We start from the raw sequence: 13,695 nt of genomic DNA, 5'->3' as shown, positions 1-13,695 counted from the left end.
CGCCTGAGCTTTGATTGCCTCTGTTCGACCATTTCTGTTTGGACAAATGAAAGATCATGTAGATTTTGACCGTCGCGTTGATCACTTGGTTGAGATACAGGATGAACGGCCAACTCATGTCCGCGCGCCTGCTGTAGCCGAACAGGAACAGACACAGCACGACCCGTGAAAACAGCACCCAGATGATGCAGTTCCAGAAGTAGCCCGGCGCGATCATGCTGCCGACGACGGCCATTACCGGACTGACCATCATGGTCCACATGGCGATCCGTTGATCAACGACACACCACCAGATGAAAAATGGCATTGCAGTTGGTCCAAGAGCGATCGCGCGGCTTCCGTTCCGCAGCATATTGCCCGACCAGCGGCGGAAGTTTTGAACCATCCGCATGAGGCCGTTTTCTTTGATGACCTCGATTGTGTACACAGTTGCATCCGGCACGTAGGTCATTTTCGCGCCTACGCTCAGCAGCCGATACCAGGTTGATTTGTCGTCCCCGGACAGAAACCGGAAGTTGCCCCATAGCCAGTGATGCAGATGGTCTGCTTCGATCGTGCGAATGAACTTCTCGTCCAGAATATGCCTGGCTCGAAAGACGCTCATTCGACCCGTCAGTGTCAAAACGCGGCCCGACAAAGCATGGCTTTGCATCGCGAGACGGCGTTGAGCAAATCGCATGTCCAGCCATTTAGCGATCCAAACCGGGCCATAGCAGATGACCTCTTCATCTGTCGTCAGCGCCTGCAGCTCTGGATCACTTGCAAACATTGGCAGGGTTTTGCGTAAAACATCCCCGCCAAACAGGGCGTCTCCGTCCATGAAGATCACCAGATCATCAGGGTGTGCGCCAGAGCGGCAAATGGCCCGAAGGATCAGGCCAATCGCCATCCTTTTGCCCGGCTGGTTCTGACGCACAAATACAAGTGTGGCCAATTCGTCCGGAATATCCTGCGCATAGGTTTCAACAAAGTCGCGGATGATCTGCTCGTCATATGCGCTGCCCGTGCCGATATAGATCGTTGTCGGAATCCGTTCGCGTCGGATTTGCCCAAGTATCGACCCTACGACGCGTTTGGTAATGGAGGGTTCCTCAAAATACGTTGTCATCTGGATGTGGAGACGCTTGGGCCGCCAACCTGCATCCCAAAGCGCGTCGGCGCGGCGCCGCATTCCCGGCCATTTGGCTTTAGCGTAAATTTGGGCCCTCAACGCATGGGTAAACCACCAGCCAAATCGCCAGAGCCCAAGCGTTCCAAGGACCATCGTGACATGCAAAACGCTTGGGTTGAAAAACCGGTTCGGCACATTCGCCAATAGCCAAAGCAGCCCCATGAACAACAACAGAAACAGCGTGAATTGCGGTAGAGACCACTTGCAAAAATAGTTGGGAACATCTGATTGCAGTTGCCTCAATCGCCGCGCCAGATCCTTGTCGAACTCATACTCAGTCATGGGGTTGGCCACTACGAGGGTCCATAGACTTTATCCAAGTGCCAAACCGTGTTCCCAACTGTCGCTTCGCTTCCAGATTGACCGGGGCTCCCAATCGCAAATGGGTTTTGGTTTGTCGTGAAGACAGGCCGGTTGGACGAACAGTAACAATGATCCCGAACTCTCCGGGTCGCTCTGGGTTGTCCCCGGCGCGTACATCCCAGACCTCTCCGGGGATGCTGATCCTATCACCCTTTTCGTTAAATCCGATCGTCGCTGGCATTCCGATGTAAATTGTCTCGGCAAACCGCTCAGACACCCATCCCATAGTCATGCGAGGCTCAGCAGTTTCGAAAATCAGTTCTTCCGGAGTGCCGCGAAACGGTTGTCCCGCGCTGACAGTGAAATCCTGAACCACCCCGTCTGTGGTCGCACGAACGTGGTTGCTTTCTATTATCTGTTGCTGTGCTTCTTTGGTCGCTTCCAACGCCTTTACTGCAGACGAGCGGTTTCGCTCTTCGGCTTTCAGCAGGTTCGTCACAATAAGAACGGGGTCTACAGACTGCGCCAGATCCGGATTGCGTTCGCGAAGGCTGAGCCATTGGCGTCGCATATCGTCAAACCCACCATCCTGCACAAACTCAGCATAAAAGCGCATGGCCGTAGCAACCCTTTCGGCCAGAATTTCAGAGCTGGATTGGGACTGAAGGTTCTTTAGGGCGTCATTGACATTTGAGAGCTCTGCGCGCGCCAACGCTAATTCCGCTTCTGTTCGTTTGAGAGCCGCCTCTGCTTCCGCGTCATCCATTAAAAATAGAAGATCACCCTCCAGCACCTCCTGCCCGGGCGTCACCGCAATTTGCTTGATGTAACCTTTGGCCGGTGGGAAAGAGGGGATCATGGGCGCCAACACCCGACCGTGTTGAATGTCGATCCGATCCAGGTTGGTAAAGATGTTGTTGCCTATGACGCCTACAACCGCCGCAGCGATCAGAAGGTAGGTCGCCACATTGAATGCAACACGTAGAGAACGTGGAAGAAACCTCACGGGCTTTCGGGATTGCTCGCCCTCAGTTTCCTCCATCGGCACCAAATCAACCGGAGTATCGAGGCTGGTTATCACGTCGCCGCTGCTGGCCATTCGCCCAGACAAAAGCGAGCGATAGAAGAGTGCCAGCGTCTCGCGTTGTCGACCGCTCAGGCCTTCCAACTGTACTGTGGAATTCGAGTTTGGCTTGGATAGGCGTACCGGGAAACGGATATCAACTCCCTGAAATGGTACGCTGAGTGTAGCAGCCTTGGGGCATTCTGGCGCATCGTCGGGCCATTCCAATCCCGCAAGCGACCAGCGTTCAATCGTGACCACCGCACCAGAGGGTGTCTCCACGATCAGCGGGGCTTTGACTTTCCAATCCAGGTCCGACCCTGGCGTTTCGTGTAATACTCGCAATGTCGCCTCAGAACGCTGTTGATAGACCTGAGCTAGCAACAGATCACGGATTCTGGCGGACACACGGACGCATATCTCTGCGCAAAAAAGATAACTTCCCATACTAAAGTATGTTGTGAAAAATCTTCTTAGGTCGGATCAGAACCTCTCACGGCGTTACCTCAAGCGAGCTATCAACGGTCAAGCGGGTGGCAAGTGAAGCGATCAGTGATTGAGTGGTCAGATCATCAGCGGATTCAACGCTCCATCATTTCATCCGCCGATATAGCAGCCATTGATCCTGTATGCAGGGAACGCCAACGACGAACCCAAAGCCGCCGTTGGTCACACTTCGATCTTTCACTAGTGCAGCAAGCCGCGAACCGCGAATTGCAGCCGTCATGTGTCAACTGGCAAAGACGGCTTAGCGGGCCAAAGCTGACTTCTGCAATAGGCAAACTAGTGACCGCTCTCGCGGTGCTTCGATCAAAACCCGGATCTCAAATCGACATGAGCCACTTCTTGAAAATTCTCACCGTGGCTCGCTCTTGATCGCTAGGGCGGCAAACGAAGTAGAGGCCACGATCCAGTGGAACGCTGCTTTCATCGAGCCGGACTAGCCGGCCGAGCCTCAAATCCCTCTCTGCCAAGAGATGTCTCGCCAACGCTACGCCCTGTGCATCAATCGCGGCCTCCAAAAGAACAGCGCTATCCACATACTTGATACTTTGCGAGTTGATCTGATCAACGTTCAGTCCGACTTGCGCAGCCCAGCTTTCCCATCCGACGTTGAAGGCATCGTGCAATAGTGGGAGAGCAGCCACATCCTCGGCCCGCATTGGTATCCGCGTTTTCTCAACAAGAGCGGGGGCGGCCACAACGATCAGTTCCTCTTGCCTTATTTGCTCATGATACAGGCCGTCCCATCGAGGTTCACCAAACCGCAGGGCCACATCGACCTCAGATGTGTCAAAATCTGCATAGGCATCATTGGTGTCCAGCAACAATGCGATACCCGGGTGCTCTTGCTGAAACGAACTAAGCAGCGGAACAAGCCATTTGAGCGCAAGCGACGTCGACAATGACACCGTAATCGACTGACGATGATGAAGTCGCTTCACCTCCATTACGCCCAGCTGCAATGCGGAAAACGCCCCGCGTGTTGATTGATACAGGCGCTCTCCGGCTTTGGTCAGTTCAACACCATTGGGGCGGCGATGAAAGAGCGTCACGCCAAGGTGCAGTTCCAGCAGCTTGATCTGACGACTGATCGCCCCGTGAGTGACGTTTAGAACATCCGCCGCCTTGGTCAGGCTGGAGTGGGTTGCGGTTTCATCAAAGGCCTGAAGGGCACGAAGGTGTCTGAGGTTTTCCACCATATGAGAAAATCTAACAGCGAACTGCCAAAAACTCGATAGGTTCCTTTGATTTTCGGAAGTTAGAGTAATTTCGGCTCAACAAACCTCACACAATAGGCACTCATTGAAAGGAAAGACCATGGCTGAAACCAAAGTCGCGCTCATGACAGGTACAGGACAGGGCATTGGCCGGGGATGCGCTATTGAAATGGCAAAGGCTGGCTACAAGGTCTCACTGATGTCACCGTCAAATCGCTCGGTCGAATTGGCGGAGGAACTCGGCGGCATCGGCCAGCGCGGATCTGTGCTGGATGTTGATGATTTACAGGCGATGATAGACAACACGATGAGCAAATATGGGCGGATCGACGCTATCGTCAGCAACATGGGGCACGGTGGATCGGTGCCAAAAGCCATCAAGACAGTCGGGTTCGATCCCGATTTTGACGGGCCGCTTTTGGAACTCAGCGACGAATTGTGGCACGAAAGCCTGGACATGTATGTGCTGAACGTTGTGAAGATCGCACGTATCGTCACACCTATTCTGATCGAACAAGGTGGGGGTGCATTCGTAAACATCTCGTCCATGAACGCCCTCGAGCCACGCGCGCCCTACCCCATGAGCATGCTGCGTGGCGCATTGCACAGTTTCTCAAAGCTTTACGGGGATCGTTATGCCCGGCACAATATTCGCATGAACAACCTGCTCCCCGGGTTCTGCGAGAACGTCAACCTTTCTGAAGAAGCCCGCAGGTCCATACCGGCGCAGCGGCCTGCGACATTCGAGGAAATAGGACAGGCTTGCGTGTTTCTCGCCAGCGATGGAGCCCGGTATATCAATGGTCAGAGCATCTTGTCCGACGGCGGGATGAACCGTGCGGTTAAGTAGAAATGAGACGGTGAAAGATGATTGTTAAGGCACTCAAAGATATCCTTGGAACAGATCGGGACGTTTCCGGCCCGGGTTGGAAAAGCAGAAGGTTGCTGCTTGCCTCAGATGGAATGGGATTTTCGCTGACGGATACGATCATCAAAGAGGGTGCGGTGCTTGAACTTGAATACACCCATCATCTAGAGGCTTGCTATTGTATCGAGGGCAAGGGTCAGATCAAAGCGTTTGGCGGAGAAGTCTGGCAACCCCTTGAGCCATTTACTCTCTATGCTTTGGATCAACATGACAGGCACCTGGTGCAAGCCATAGACGCTGATCTTCGGCTTGTCTGCGTCTTTAACCCGCCTCTCAGCGGGCGTGAAGTACACCGCAAAGATGGAAGTTATGCGCCAAGTGAGGCTTGATAAGGACAGTGATGTCTGGGGCGGAAATGCAACTCTTTCAAAGTGCGAAATTGGGTGAATTGGACTCTCTGCGGATTTTCACTGCGGCAGTTCGCAATCCGCATGTTCGGGACGTTCGGCGCGAGGTGACGAATGGTGGGTGAGTGTAAAAAACCTGCCGTCCACGCGGTGTCTTTCTAATGCCCGATTTGAAGTTAGAAGTTCAAATCGAGACACCGCCTCTTTCCCTTGCACACGTCGTCAAAGATTGTCTCTACTTTTTTCCACGACCTCAATAAAAGCGACCGCTGCAGGCGATGGTGTTGCGTGAGGATGCATCGCGAGACCAATTTTTCGTGTCCTGACTGAATTCAGCGGCTTGCTGACCCAGCCCTCTTTTCCGTTCGTTGGGGGCAAGGCCATCTCGGCCACGACCGATACGCCCTGATTGCGTGCAACCATAGTCAAAGTGCTGAGCATCTGCGATGTCCGGTACCGCACATTTGGGCTGAGACGTGACTGCGTGAACAGACGTCGAATGATCCGGGCAGAACCAGATTCCGGCATGATAAATGGCATCTCGCACAGCTGCTCCAACCGGATAGAGGACTGCCCGGCCAAAGTGCTGTCAGCGGCAACCAAGGCGACAAACTGGTCCTGCGCCACAGGCCATGTCCGGAAGCGTTCATCTGGTAAAACAACAAAGCCGAGATCAATGCGCCGGTCTTCGATCCACCGGATGATCTCCTCATCAGCGGCTTCCTCAACCAGTACTTCAATGCCGGGATGGATTGCATGAAATGCTTCGAGAAGGCGCGGTAAAATCTGCAACGATGACGTCGCACCAAAAGACCCGATACGCAATCTGCCGGTCTGCACACCACGATATTCCGAAGCCTCCTGATGCATGGCATCAGCCAACCCCAGAATTTCGCGCGCACGAGATAGAAGTCGTTCGCCCAACGGTGTCAGTTCGATTGGCGATACGGTGCGATCAAATAGCCTGACGCCAAGCTCATCCTCGAGACCTTTAAGCGCATGGGACACTGCGGGCTGGCTGATGCCAAGCCGCAAGGCAGCAGCTGTAAATCCGCGCGTTTCTGCAAGAGTGGCGAAAATTTCAAGTTGACCAAAAGTCATAAGTAAATACTCATTTGACTATAACATAGTATAACTGAAATTCGACATGGGCAATCCGGTGTTTTAGGTGTCTCCATGTCCCATGCCCTGTCATATCCCATAGCCTCGCAGAACGCTTTGATCTACGTCCGGCTCACGATGGTGGCCTTCCTGTGGGGCGGCACGTTTGTTGCTGGTCGCATCGTCTCAGGTGAAATGTCCCCGCTGGTCGCTGCGACGGTTCGGTTTGGCTTGGCAACGCTGGTCTTGCTTTTTCTCGTGTGGAAAACAGAAGGTGGTTTGCCTCGCCTCACCTGGCGGCAGAGCGTGTTGATGGGGCTTCTCGGACTGTCCGGCGTCTGCCTTTACAACCTGTTCTTCTTTGCCGCTCTGACTGAGATGCCGGCTTCGCGAACAGCACTGTTTGTAGCCTGCAATCCAATAGCCGTGGCTCTAGCCGGAGGGCTGATTGCGCGGCGGCTTCTACCGATTGGGCAAGTTGTCGGGATTTGTGTGGCGCTAATCGGGGCCCTGATCGTGATTAGCGAAGGGGACGTTGCCGGACTGATGACTGACGTCCAGCAGAGTTTTGGACGGGGAGAACTGTTCATGCTGGCTGCGGTCGGCAGTTGGGTGGGCTATACGCTTCTTGGACGCAAAGCGCTTGGAAGCCTCTCGCCACTGGCGGCAACCACTTGGGCTGCATTATTTGGGTCTATGTTACTGGCATTGGGGTTGCCGCTGGCCGGCACCGCGCAAGTGCTGCAATTGCCCACGTTCACCTGCACTTTGGCCATCATCTACCTGGCCATTGGTGGAACAGTCGTGCCATTTGTTTGGTACTATAGCGGGGTGCGCACGCTTGGGCCGGAGCGTACGGCAGTATTCACCAATCTTGTCCCCGTCTTCGGGGTGGCCCTTGGGGCAACTATCCTGCACGAACCGGTCGGGGCTTCCATGCTGATAGGTGGCACGCTGGTGATTGCCGGAGTTTCACTTGCTAACCGTGGATGATGTCTTATGCCATGAAACAGGCGGTTACGCTGGTTTTTGCAGATCGATTGCTGGCTTACACTGCGGACCTCAACGCTTCAAAAATCCGGGGCGATGAAGGCATGCCGCTGCTCGCCCAACCTACGCGGTCGCCGCAGCATCGAGTAGTTCGGGCTCGCGGCGGCCCTTCTCTAAAGCGATTTCGAACGGAATGTGTGAGCCCTTACTGGACCTTCAACAACACCCCTTGTCTCGTTCGGGCAGCAAGTCGAGAAACCGCGCATTCCGGACCTCGGAAGTCTGCAAACAGCAGAAGAGTTAAAGTTGATATCTACTTGAGGATGGGGCAAAAAAGATGAAGTAATTTGGAATAATAGACATTTAGGTGAAGCAAATCGTTACAAGAACAATTCTGTTTGTAATGAGCTCGGCCCTAGCAAGCTCTTTTACTTCAACCGCCGTTGCGGACAACCGATTAACATTCAGTGTACCGGAAGATTTCCGTGGTTGTGTCGAAACACCGTACCACTTTGGAGAAAACCCATTTGATGATGAAGGTAAGATCATCGCATTTCCCTATTACGCCGGTTTAAAAAAGAGCCCGGAGGTGGACTTGATTGCTACCTCAACATCAGATGATGCTCGGCAAAACCGAATACGTTTGAGTTGTTCTGGATTCAAAAAACTGAGCAGCAACATAGACGTAGTCTTTGAATTTGGTGAGACATTTCCATTTAGGGTCGGTTACTATGGGTGGGTCGAACTCTTGTTGTTGTATAGTGAAGCAGAAGCCGCGAACCGGAGGTTTGGCCGCAGCTTCTACTACGTTGCAGCAGCTTCTGAAACGATTAGCGACGGGGCTAGCGCTTGTGCAGACTTCCAAACCCCTGATCCGTCGTGGGATACGTTTTGCGCCCGAAGGGACCTGCTTCTTCAGATAGAGATGATTCAACAGTATCATGACCAACTTCTTGCCGCAGACTACAACGACAACGAAGTTAATCCAGATGCGGTAGTGGAGTTTGGCAGGATTGTTGCGTCCTCACTCGCTGAAGCGAAAGCAATCGCGATCAGGTTATCGAGATAGAGCGGGACTATTTGGGCTCAGAGCCGTAGTTCTCTGCGTTGAGCCTATACAGAACTATGAGCCCTTACCGGACCTCCATCACTATTCGAAACTTCGCTTAGGCAGCATGTCGCGATGCGCGAGGACCGGACATTCAGCGTTAGTTTGTCAATGTCTGGAGGGCGGATAAAGCTTCCATTCGGATGACGAGCGGTAAAGTCCGATTTGTGAACACTTAACCGGATCCTTTGGAGCATGGCGCTACCCCTTGTCTCAAGGAATTAACTTTTGAAACAGCACTATAGATCACAATCAGGGGTTGTGATCTGAGTCAGCTCAGTTACGGTGACAGTGCATTTCTTATGGGCCGTACAATCGATTGCTATATCGACTGCAAGAGGTGAAGTGTAAGGCTCACATCACGTTGGTTGGCTTAGAGATCATTTCGGAAGCATCAAGAAATATGTATCACACCGAGAATCCAACTCTGAGACGTTTATCGGCAGGATTGGTCGAGCTTTTTACTATCTTTGTGTTTTTCACTCTGCTTTTTCCCGATCATTCAGAAGCTCAAGACACTGTGTCCTTTGCAAGTTGCGGATATCCTTTGAACTCCAAGCTCGGACTGTTTGAGAGGTACGCACTTGGCGGAGAGATAACCGGCTCAATGAGCGGAGGGGAAGGTTTAGACCGAATTGCGTTCACAGGGCCAATCACGAAAGTTCTTGGGCGCGGAATCTTCCGCGAATTCGAGCTTGTCGAAATCAAGAACGGTCAGTTTGACTCACTTGTTGTATTGGGTGAGTTCCTGCAATCCGCCGACTACGGCGAAGTGGAGATTCAAGCTGACTGGTTTGATACAGTTGTCTTGGATCCCCGTTTGGATTGGACCCATCTCCCGAGCCCATCGTTTTCGGACGAACTCTATAAAACAAAACTGGATGGCGATGACCTACAAGTTCGTGTCCCTATTGGCACTTTTGTAGTGACGGGAAATGATTTGTCCTCGATTTTGTCGACCGAGGGACCTTTAGGCCGTTATTCACTGGATTTCGGTGCAGCCGCGGGTCCAGACGTACAAGTCGAAGAGGCCACTCAGGATGATGTTTCAGAAACGACTTTGACGTGGAAGGTGGGTGGGGTTGCGCGCCCCGACTTGTCTTCGATTAGACACAACGCGGACAGAGTGGTGCTCAACTTGAACAATAGTGCCGCCAACTTGGTTGAGATTGCGACCGGACATCTATTGAGTTGGCATACTGAAGACATTCATCTTCTCTTGGATGAACTTGATCGTGTGACGATTGCTGATCCGAATTGTTGGACCCTTCAAGGTCACACGGACGCGACATTGATGAGGCTATCATCGAAGCAAGAAGACGGCCGCTCCGCTCAGATTCACTTACCAAAGCCCATTTTGGAAGAGAACAATGGGCGGGCACCAGTTGTAGGGCATGCAGAACAATCGACCGTGTTTCATTTATCCTATGATACAAGGCGTGTATTGGATGCCATCGATTTGACCAACGGCGTTAAGGACTACTTTATCATCCGCAATGATGGCAGATTGCGAAGTTCACCGCAGACAACCATTCTTGGCGATCCCGGTCTGGATGAGATTTGGTTGGATGGGTCCTCTGGATGGGCGATCAACTTTACTGACTACGGGCTTGTCGCAACAACACCTAGAGGTTTTCAAAGAGAGCCGCTTCAAATCCGGTTCGCTCCGGAGTTGGTACTGCGTAAGATGCCAATGCCGGGTTACTTGCAAAACCCAAAACTACTTGATCAACCTCATTACCCCGGAGCTCGCGATGAGTCCTCCGAAGCGGAACGAATTTATGTCACCCGAGGCGGCTATGTTAGGTTTTCTCGTGATCAATTGGCAAATCGTCGGGAAATTGACATGTCAAATGGTCGCCAAAACATCTTTCTCCTTCGGGAAGAGGATTTGACCAGAACTGCTCCGGAGTTTGAAATTCGCGGAGATTTTAACCTCGATTTGATTGATGCAACGGAAATGCCGGAGCCATCTATCCGCGAAGATGGCAGTTACGTTTGGCAAATATCTGGGCCAACTGGCCTTCGCACAATCACAGCAAAAACACTGAGAGTTATTCGTTGAAACGTATCTTAGGGAGTTTCACAAAAATGTTGCCAATTGGACGAACTGTTACCGGTGTTAGAGGCCTGACAATCGCGGCTCTGTCATTTCTGGTGGCAACTTCGGAAATGCCCGCCGCACAGGAGCAAGAGAACCAAGAAGAGATTACCGCTTTTGCTAACAAGTTGGCGCCTGATCTACTGAGGCAAGTCAGCCGTTCAAAAGACCAATACTTGCAACAGGCGGCAAACCAGATTTATCGCTACGCGCCGGATGGCGTGTTGACGAAGGAGGTGGTTGAATTTGCTATCTTACAGCACAAGGCACAGCAGCGCGCCAGCAGTCTGATGCCGATCATGGCTTATGATTTAGACGGGGATTTTCAGATTTCACAAGAAGAAATCAAAACGCAATCCCATTTGATCAAACACCACGTTAGAGCCCAGTTAGCACTGGCTCAAGCCGAGTATGATCGGGACGGAGATGCAAATTTGAACCTGTTTGAGTTGGCAAACTACTTTGACGACCAGCAAGAAAAACAGTTCCGCACCGATCCTCTCGATCAGCTTTTCGCATTCGACTACAATAAGGATGGCAAAGTTGACGTTGTCGAAATCTCAGCAGTAGTCAGAGCCATAGACTCTGATCTGCTCAATTCGTCCAAGCAGCGGAACGTCCCTTCGAACAACAAAGCCGCTGCCCGCTGTGAAGCACCGCCTGTTCCCAAAGGTCATGAACTGGTCCTTCTCTCAGGGTATGAGGGACCCGCACTCTCAAACATAGCACTGAATGGGCAAGGAACCCCGACAACTGCTGCGACCTTTATTGTCGAGCCCGGCGAAACGCCACTCTATGTTTTTGCAACAGCCTACGATCCAATAGTATGGAAATTTGAGGGTGCCACTGACCGACTTAAGAACGTTGTCATACAGCCCCGTACTTCGCAATTCGGCCCAGGTGCGGCCGTGAGTGGGGTCAAAGCAGAGGCAGTTACATTTGTCGCCCCCGGTAGTTGTGTTAGGAAATTCGTCACCAAGACCGGACAGAAACTGAATGCACTTTCAAAAGAGTTGGCAGCCAGAATGTCGGCACGTGTATCCTATCCTATTGCAGCCTACACACTAGACCATATTCAGGTTCCTTCGGGGCTTCCTTCTAAGGAAAAACAGGCTCAGGCGCTACGCGCGTACCAAGAACCAAAGAGCTTTACGATTGGAGAACAGAGTTACCAACTGGATGCCAAGGGCATGGTAGCGTTGGATGATGAAGGCAACCCAAAACCGATGCCCACCCAAGATCGTAGGACCATTCGGGAAATGATGCGATTTTATCGTGGCGGATTGATCGTTTTTGATCCAAGCGAATTGGTCGCCAAAACGAATGTTGAACCCTACGTCGTCTTGCCGGATCAGGCGGGTTTGCTGCAACTGATTGCCGACAATAAAATAGAGGTCCTTTCAAGTGGCCACTACAGGGTAAAAGAGTCGATTCCACAATATCCTGCGGGGTTGACAGGTGGCCACAGCGTGACCTTTATTCTTGCGGATGGTGTTGAACTCCCGAGCGGAGATCCTGGTCACTCTACCGTGATTTTGGAAACAACAAATGCATGTATAATCGGGAATAGGTGCAAACAGTAGCGTCGACATGCTGCTCTTGCGCGCTCAGCAGGGTCATAGGTTCACTCAACTGGGCCCTGCGAAGCGTTCGAATGAGATTGAGGTCAGTTGAAACCCAATCCCATGACTAAATCTGAAAGCCTTGCAGGATATTATCGACAGGGTGTCAGGCTTCACTAGGAGAAAATGTGAAAAGCCGACATTCACTCGCAGTGCAACATCTGACAATTTAGTCTCTTACTGCCATTCACTGCGGTGCGCTTGGACTGGTAGTAAGAGCCCTTGCCGGACATTCAGCATCCCTCAGTAATTAACAGGGGGTGCAACACATCAATCATTGTCGGCTAACCCACTAAAGGCAATGATCCGTACACTGAGCGTGACTTGGCAGTCGCAAAGAAGGCCATTTGAAAAACTACGTTATGTAGCGATTCAAGTTCATTTTCTCGTCGCCGCCCAAAAGGCAACATGGTTTATAACAGCCTACCCACAATCTCTTTTTCGCTGCGCGTCTCGGATAAGAGCGGCAAGCCGATAGAACCCGTGTGCCATCTTGGTGTAGGGCGTCAGCAGGAAAAATGTCAGGACCGATCCAAGGTGGATGGCAAGCAGCGCGGGCATCAGAGCTGTTGATCCGAAGGCGTAGAGAGCAAGTCCGCTAAATCCGACAAATCCAAGCAGCAATATGAAACCAATATCACCACCCCATGCAGAGGGATCACCGAGATTGCGATCGGACCTTTGCTTGAGAAGCGCCATGGCGCCGCAGCCCACTGTCAACAACACGCCTCCGGAAATTCCTAACAGTTTGGGCAAAGACCAGAACCCATATGGCGCATGTATTCCGAAACCATAATGCATAACCGTCGCGACCGAGGTCGACGCAAAGCACAGCAGGAAGCCATACATGATCGCGTGGTGAATATGGCGCCGTGCCTGACTAAAACGGTCTTCGTCTTCAAAATTGCAACCCTCACCATGCCCGGCTGCCAGATCCTGCATCTTGCCGGCGCGTGAAAAGGCGGCCACCACATCGGCAATCTTAATGGATTTGCCACCAACTTCGGCCCAATAGCGCTTGAGACTGATGGTGATGCTAAAAACTGGTAACAGAAATGCCGGCGCAAAGATTGCTACCATCGCGTTGTGCGACAAGACGGCGTAGAAACCTTCGCCTCCGTTCGACCCAATGGCACGAATTGCCCAGAACAAAAGGGCAAATCCGATCACGAGTGCCAGTGCAATCGCCCCGCCATGGGTGTGGAACCGGCGCGCCAGAGGTTGTGGCCATGCGAAGCTT

The 13,695-nt window shown here is 52.3% G+C and carries 11 protein-coding genes; 6 read left to right on the top strand and 5 right to left on the bottom strand.

All coding sequences use genetic code 11. The features are described 5' to 3' along the window. The 3 genes from E1297_RS45675 to E1297_RS45665 form a co-directional block, all read right to left on the bottom strand. On the bottom strand, positions 1–1,453 hold a 1,453-nt coding region (locus E1297_RS45675; protein ID WP_155150577.1), incomplete at its 3' end, for a glycosyltransferase. Further along, a complete protein-coding gene (locus E1297_RS51485; RefSeq protein ID WP_196223572.1) occupies positions 1,446–2,945 on the bottom strand; it encodes a biotin/lipoyl-binding protein in 1,500 nt (499 codons plus the stop codon). The genes E1297_RS51485 and E1297_RS45675, both read right to left, overlap by 8 nt. 416 nt (positions 2,946–3,361) lie before the next feature. After that, on the bottom strand, positions 3,362–4,240 hold the full coding sequence (locus E1297_RS45665; protein WP_155150320.1) for a LysR substrate-binding domain-containing protein: 879 nt from the start codon (positions 4,238–4,240) through the stop codon (positions 3,362–3,364). A 118-nt stretch (positions 4,241–4,358) separates the two neighbouring features. Here E1297_RS45665 and E1297_RS45660 point away from each other — a divergent pair, with 118 nt between their 5' ends. After that, positions 4,359–5,108, top strand: a complete 750-nt coding sequence (locus E1297_RS45660; RefSeq protein ID WP_155150318.1) for an SDR family oxidoreductase — start codon at positions 4,359–4,361, stop codon at positions 5,106–5,108. 17 nt (positions 5,109–5,125) lie between these two features. Further along, complete coding sequence (locus tag E1297_RS45655) at positions 5,126–5,515, top strand: ectoine synthase (RefSeq protein ID WP_155150316.1); 390 nt, start codon at positions 5,126–5,128, stop codon at positions 5,513–5,515. A 240-nt stretch (positions 5,516–5,755) separates the two neighbouring features. On the opposite strand, the gene E1297_RS45650 is transcribed toward E1297_RS45655, so the two are convergent. After that, on the bottom strand, positions 5,756–6,634 hold the full coding sequence (locus E1297_RS45650; protein ID WP_155150314.1) for a LysR family transcriptional regulator: 879 nt from the start codon (positions 6,632–6,634) through the stop codon (positions 5,756–5,758). A 75-nt stretch (positions 6,635–6,709) separates the two neighbouring features. Here E1297_RS45650 and E1297_RS45645 point away from each other — a divergent pair, with 75 nt between their 5' ends. From E1297_RS45645 to E1297_RS45630, 4 genes are all read left to right on the top strand, one after another. After that, positions 6,710–7,627 carry a DMT family transporter gene (locus E1297_RS45645; RefSeq protein ID WP_155150312.1) on the top strand — a complete coding sequence of 306 codons (918 nt, stop codon included), beginning with the start codon at positions 6,710–6,712 and terminating at the stop codon, positions 7,625–7,627. Positions 7,628–7,991: 364 nt separating this feature from the next. Next, positions 7,992–8,693 carry a hypothetical protein gene (locus E1297_RS45640; RefSeq protein ID WP_155150310.1) on the top strand — a complete coding sequence of 234 codons (702 nt, stop codon included), beginning with the start codon at positions 7,992–7,994 and terminating at the stop codon, positions 8,691–8,693. Positions 8,694–9,135: 442 nt separating this feature from the next. Continuing rightward, positions 9,136–10,797, top strand: coding sequence for a hypothetical protein (locus tag E1297_RS45635; RefSeq protein ID WP_155150308.1), 1,662 nt, complete (start codon positions 9,136–9,138; stop codon positions 10,795–10,797). Positions 10,798–10,823: 26 nt separating this feature from the next. Then, positions 10,824–12,416 carry an EF-hand domain-containing protein gene (locus E1297_RS45630; protein WP_209016384.1) on the top strand — a complete coding sequence of 531 codons (1,593 nt, stop codon included), beginning with the start codon at positions 10,824–10,826 and terminating at the stop codon, positions 12,414–12,416. A 462-nt stretch (positions 12,417–12,878) separates the two neighbouring features. On the opposite strand, the gene E1297_RS45625 is transcribed toward E1297_RS45630, so the two are convergent. Continuing rightward, a partial coding sequence (locus tag E1297_RS45625; protein WP_196223571.1) for a 4Fe-4S ferredoxin occupies positions 12,879–13,695 on the bottom strand: 817 nt, incomplete at its 5' end.

Source organism: Roseibium sp. RKSG952 (assembly GCF_009711355.1).
Note: the sequence above shows the minus strand (reverse complement) of the source record. Positions and strands in the feature narration are given on the sequence as shown.

Coding starts and splice junctions, on each gene's coding strand:
- E1297_RS45665 (WP_155150320.1), bottom strand. CDS start 4,240: ATGGTGGAAAACCTCAGACACCTTCGTGCCCTTCAGGCCTTTGATGAA.
- E1297_RS45645 (WP_155150312.1), top strand. CDS start 6,710: ATGTCCCATGCCCTGTCATATCCCATAGCCTCGCAGAACGCTTTGATC.
- E1297_RS45630 (WP_209016384.1), top strand. CDS start 10,824: ATGTTGCCAATTGGACGAACTGTTACCGGTGTTAGAGGCCTGACAATC.
- E1297_RS45655 (WP_155150316.1), top strand. CDS start 5,126: ATGATTGTTAAGGCACTCAAAGATATCCTTGGAACAGATCGGGACGTT.
- E1297_RS45650 (WP_155150314.1), bottom strand. CDS start 6,634: ATGACTTTTGGTCAACTTGAAATTTTCGCCACTCTTGCAGAAACGCGC.
- E1297_RS45660 (WP_155150318.1), top strand. CDS start 4,359: ATGGCTGAAACCAAAGTCGCGCTCATGACAGGTACAGGACAGGGCATT.
- E1297_RS45635 (WP_155150308.1), top strand. CDS start 9,136: ATGTATCACACCGAGAATCCAACTCTGAGACGTTTATCGGCAGGATTG.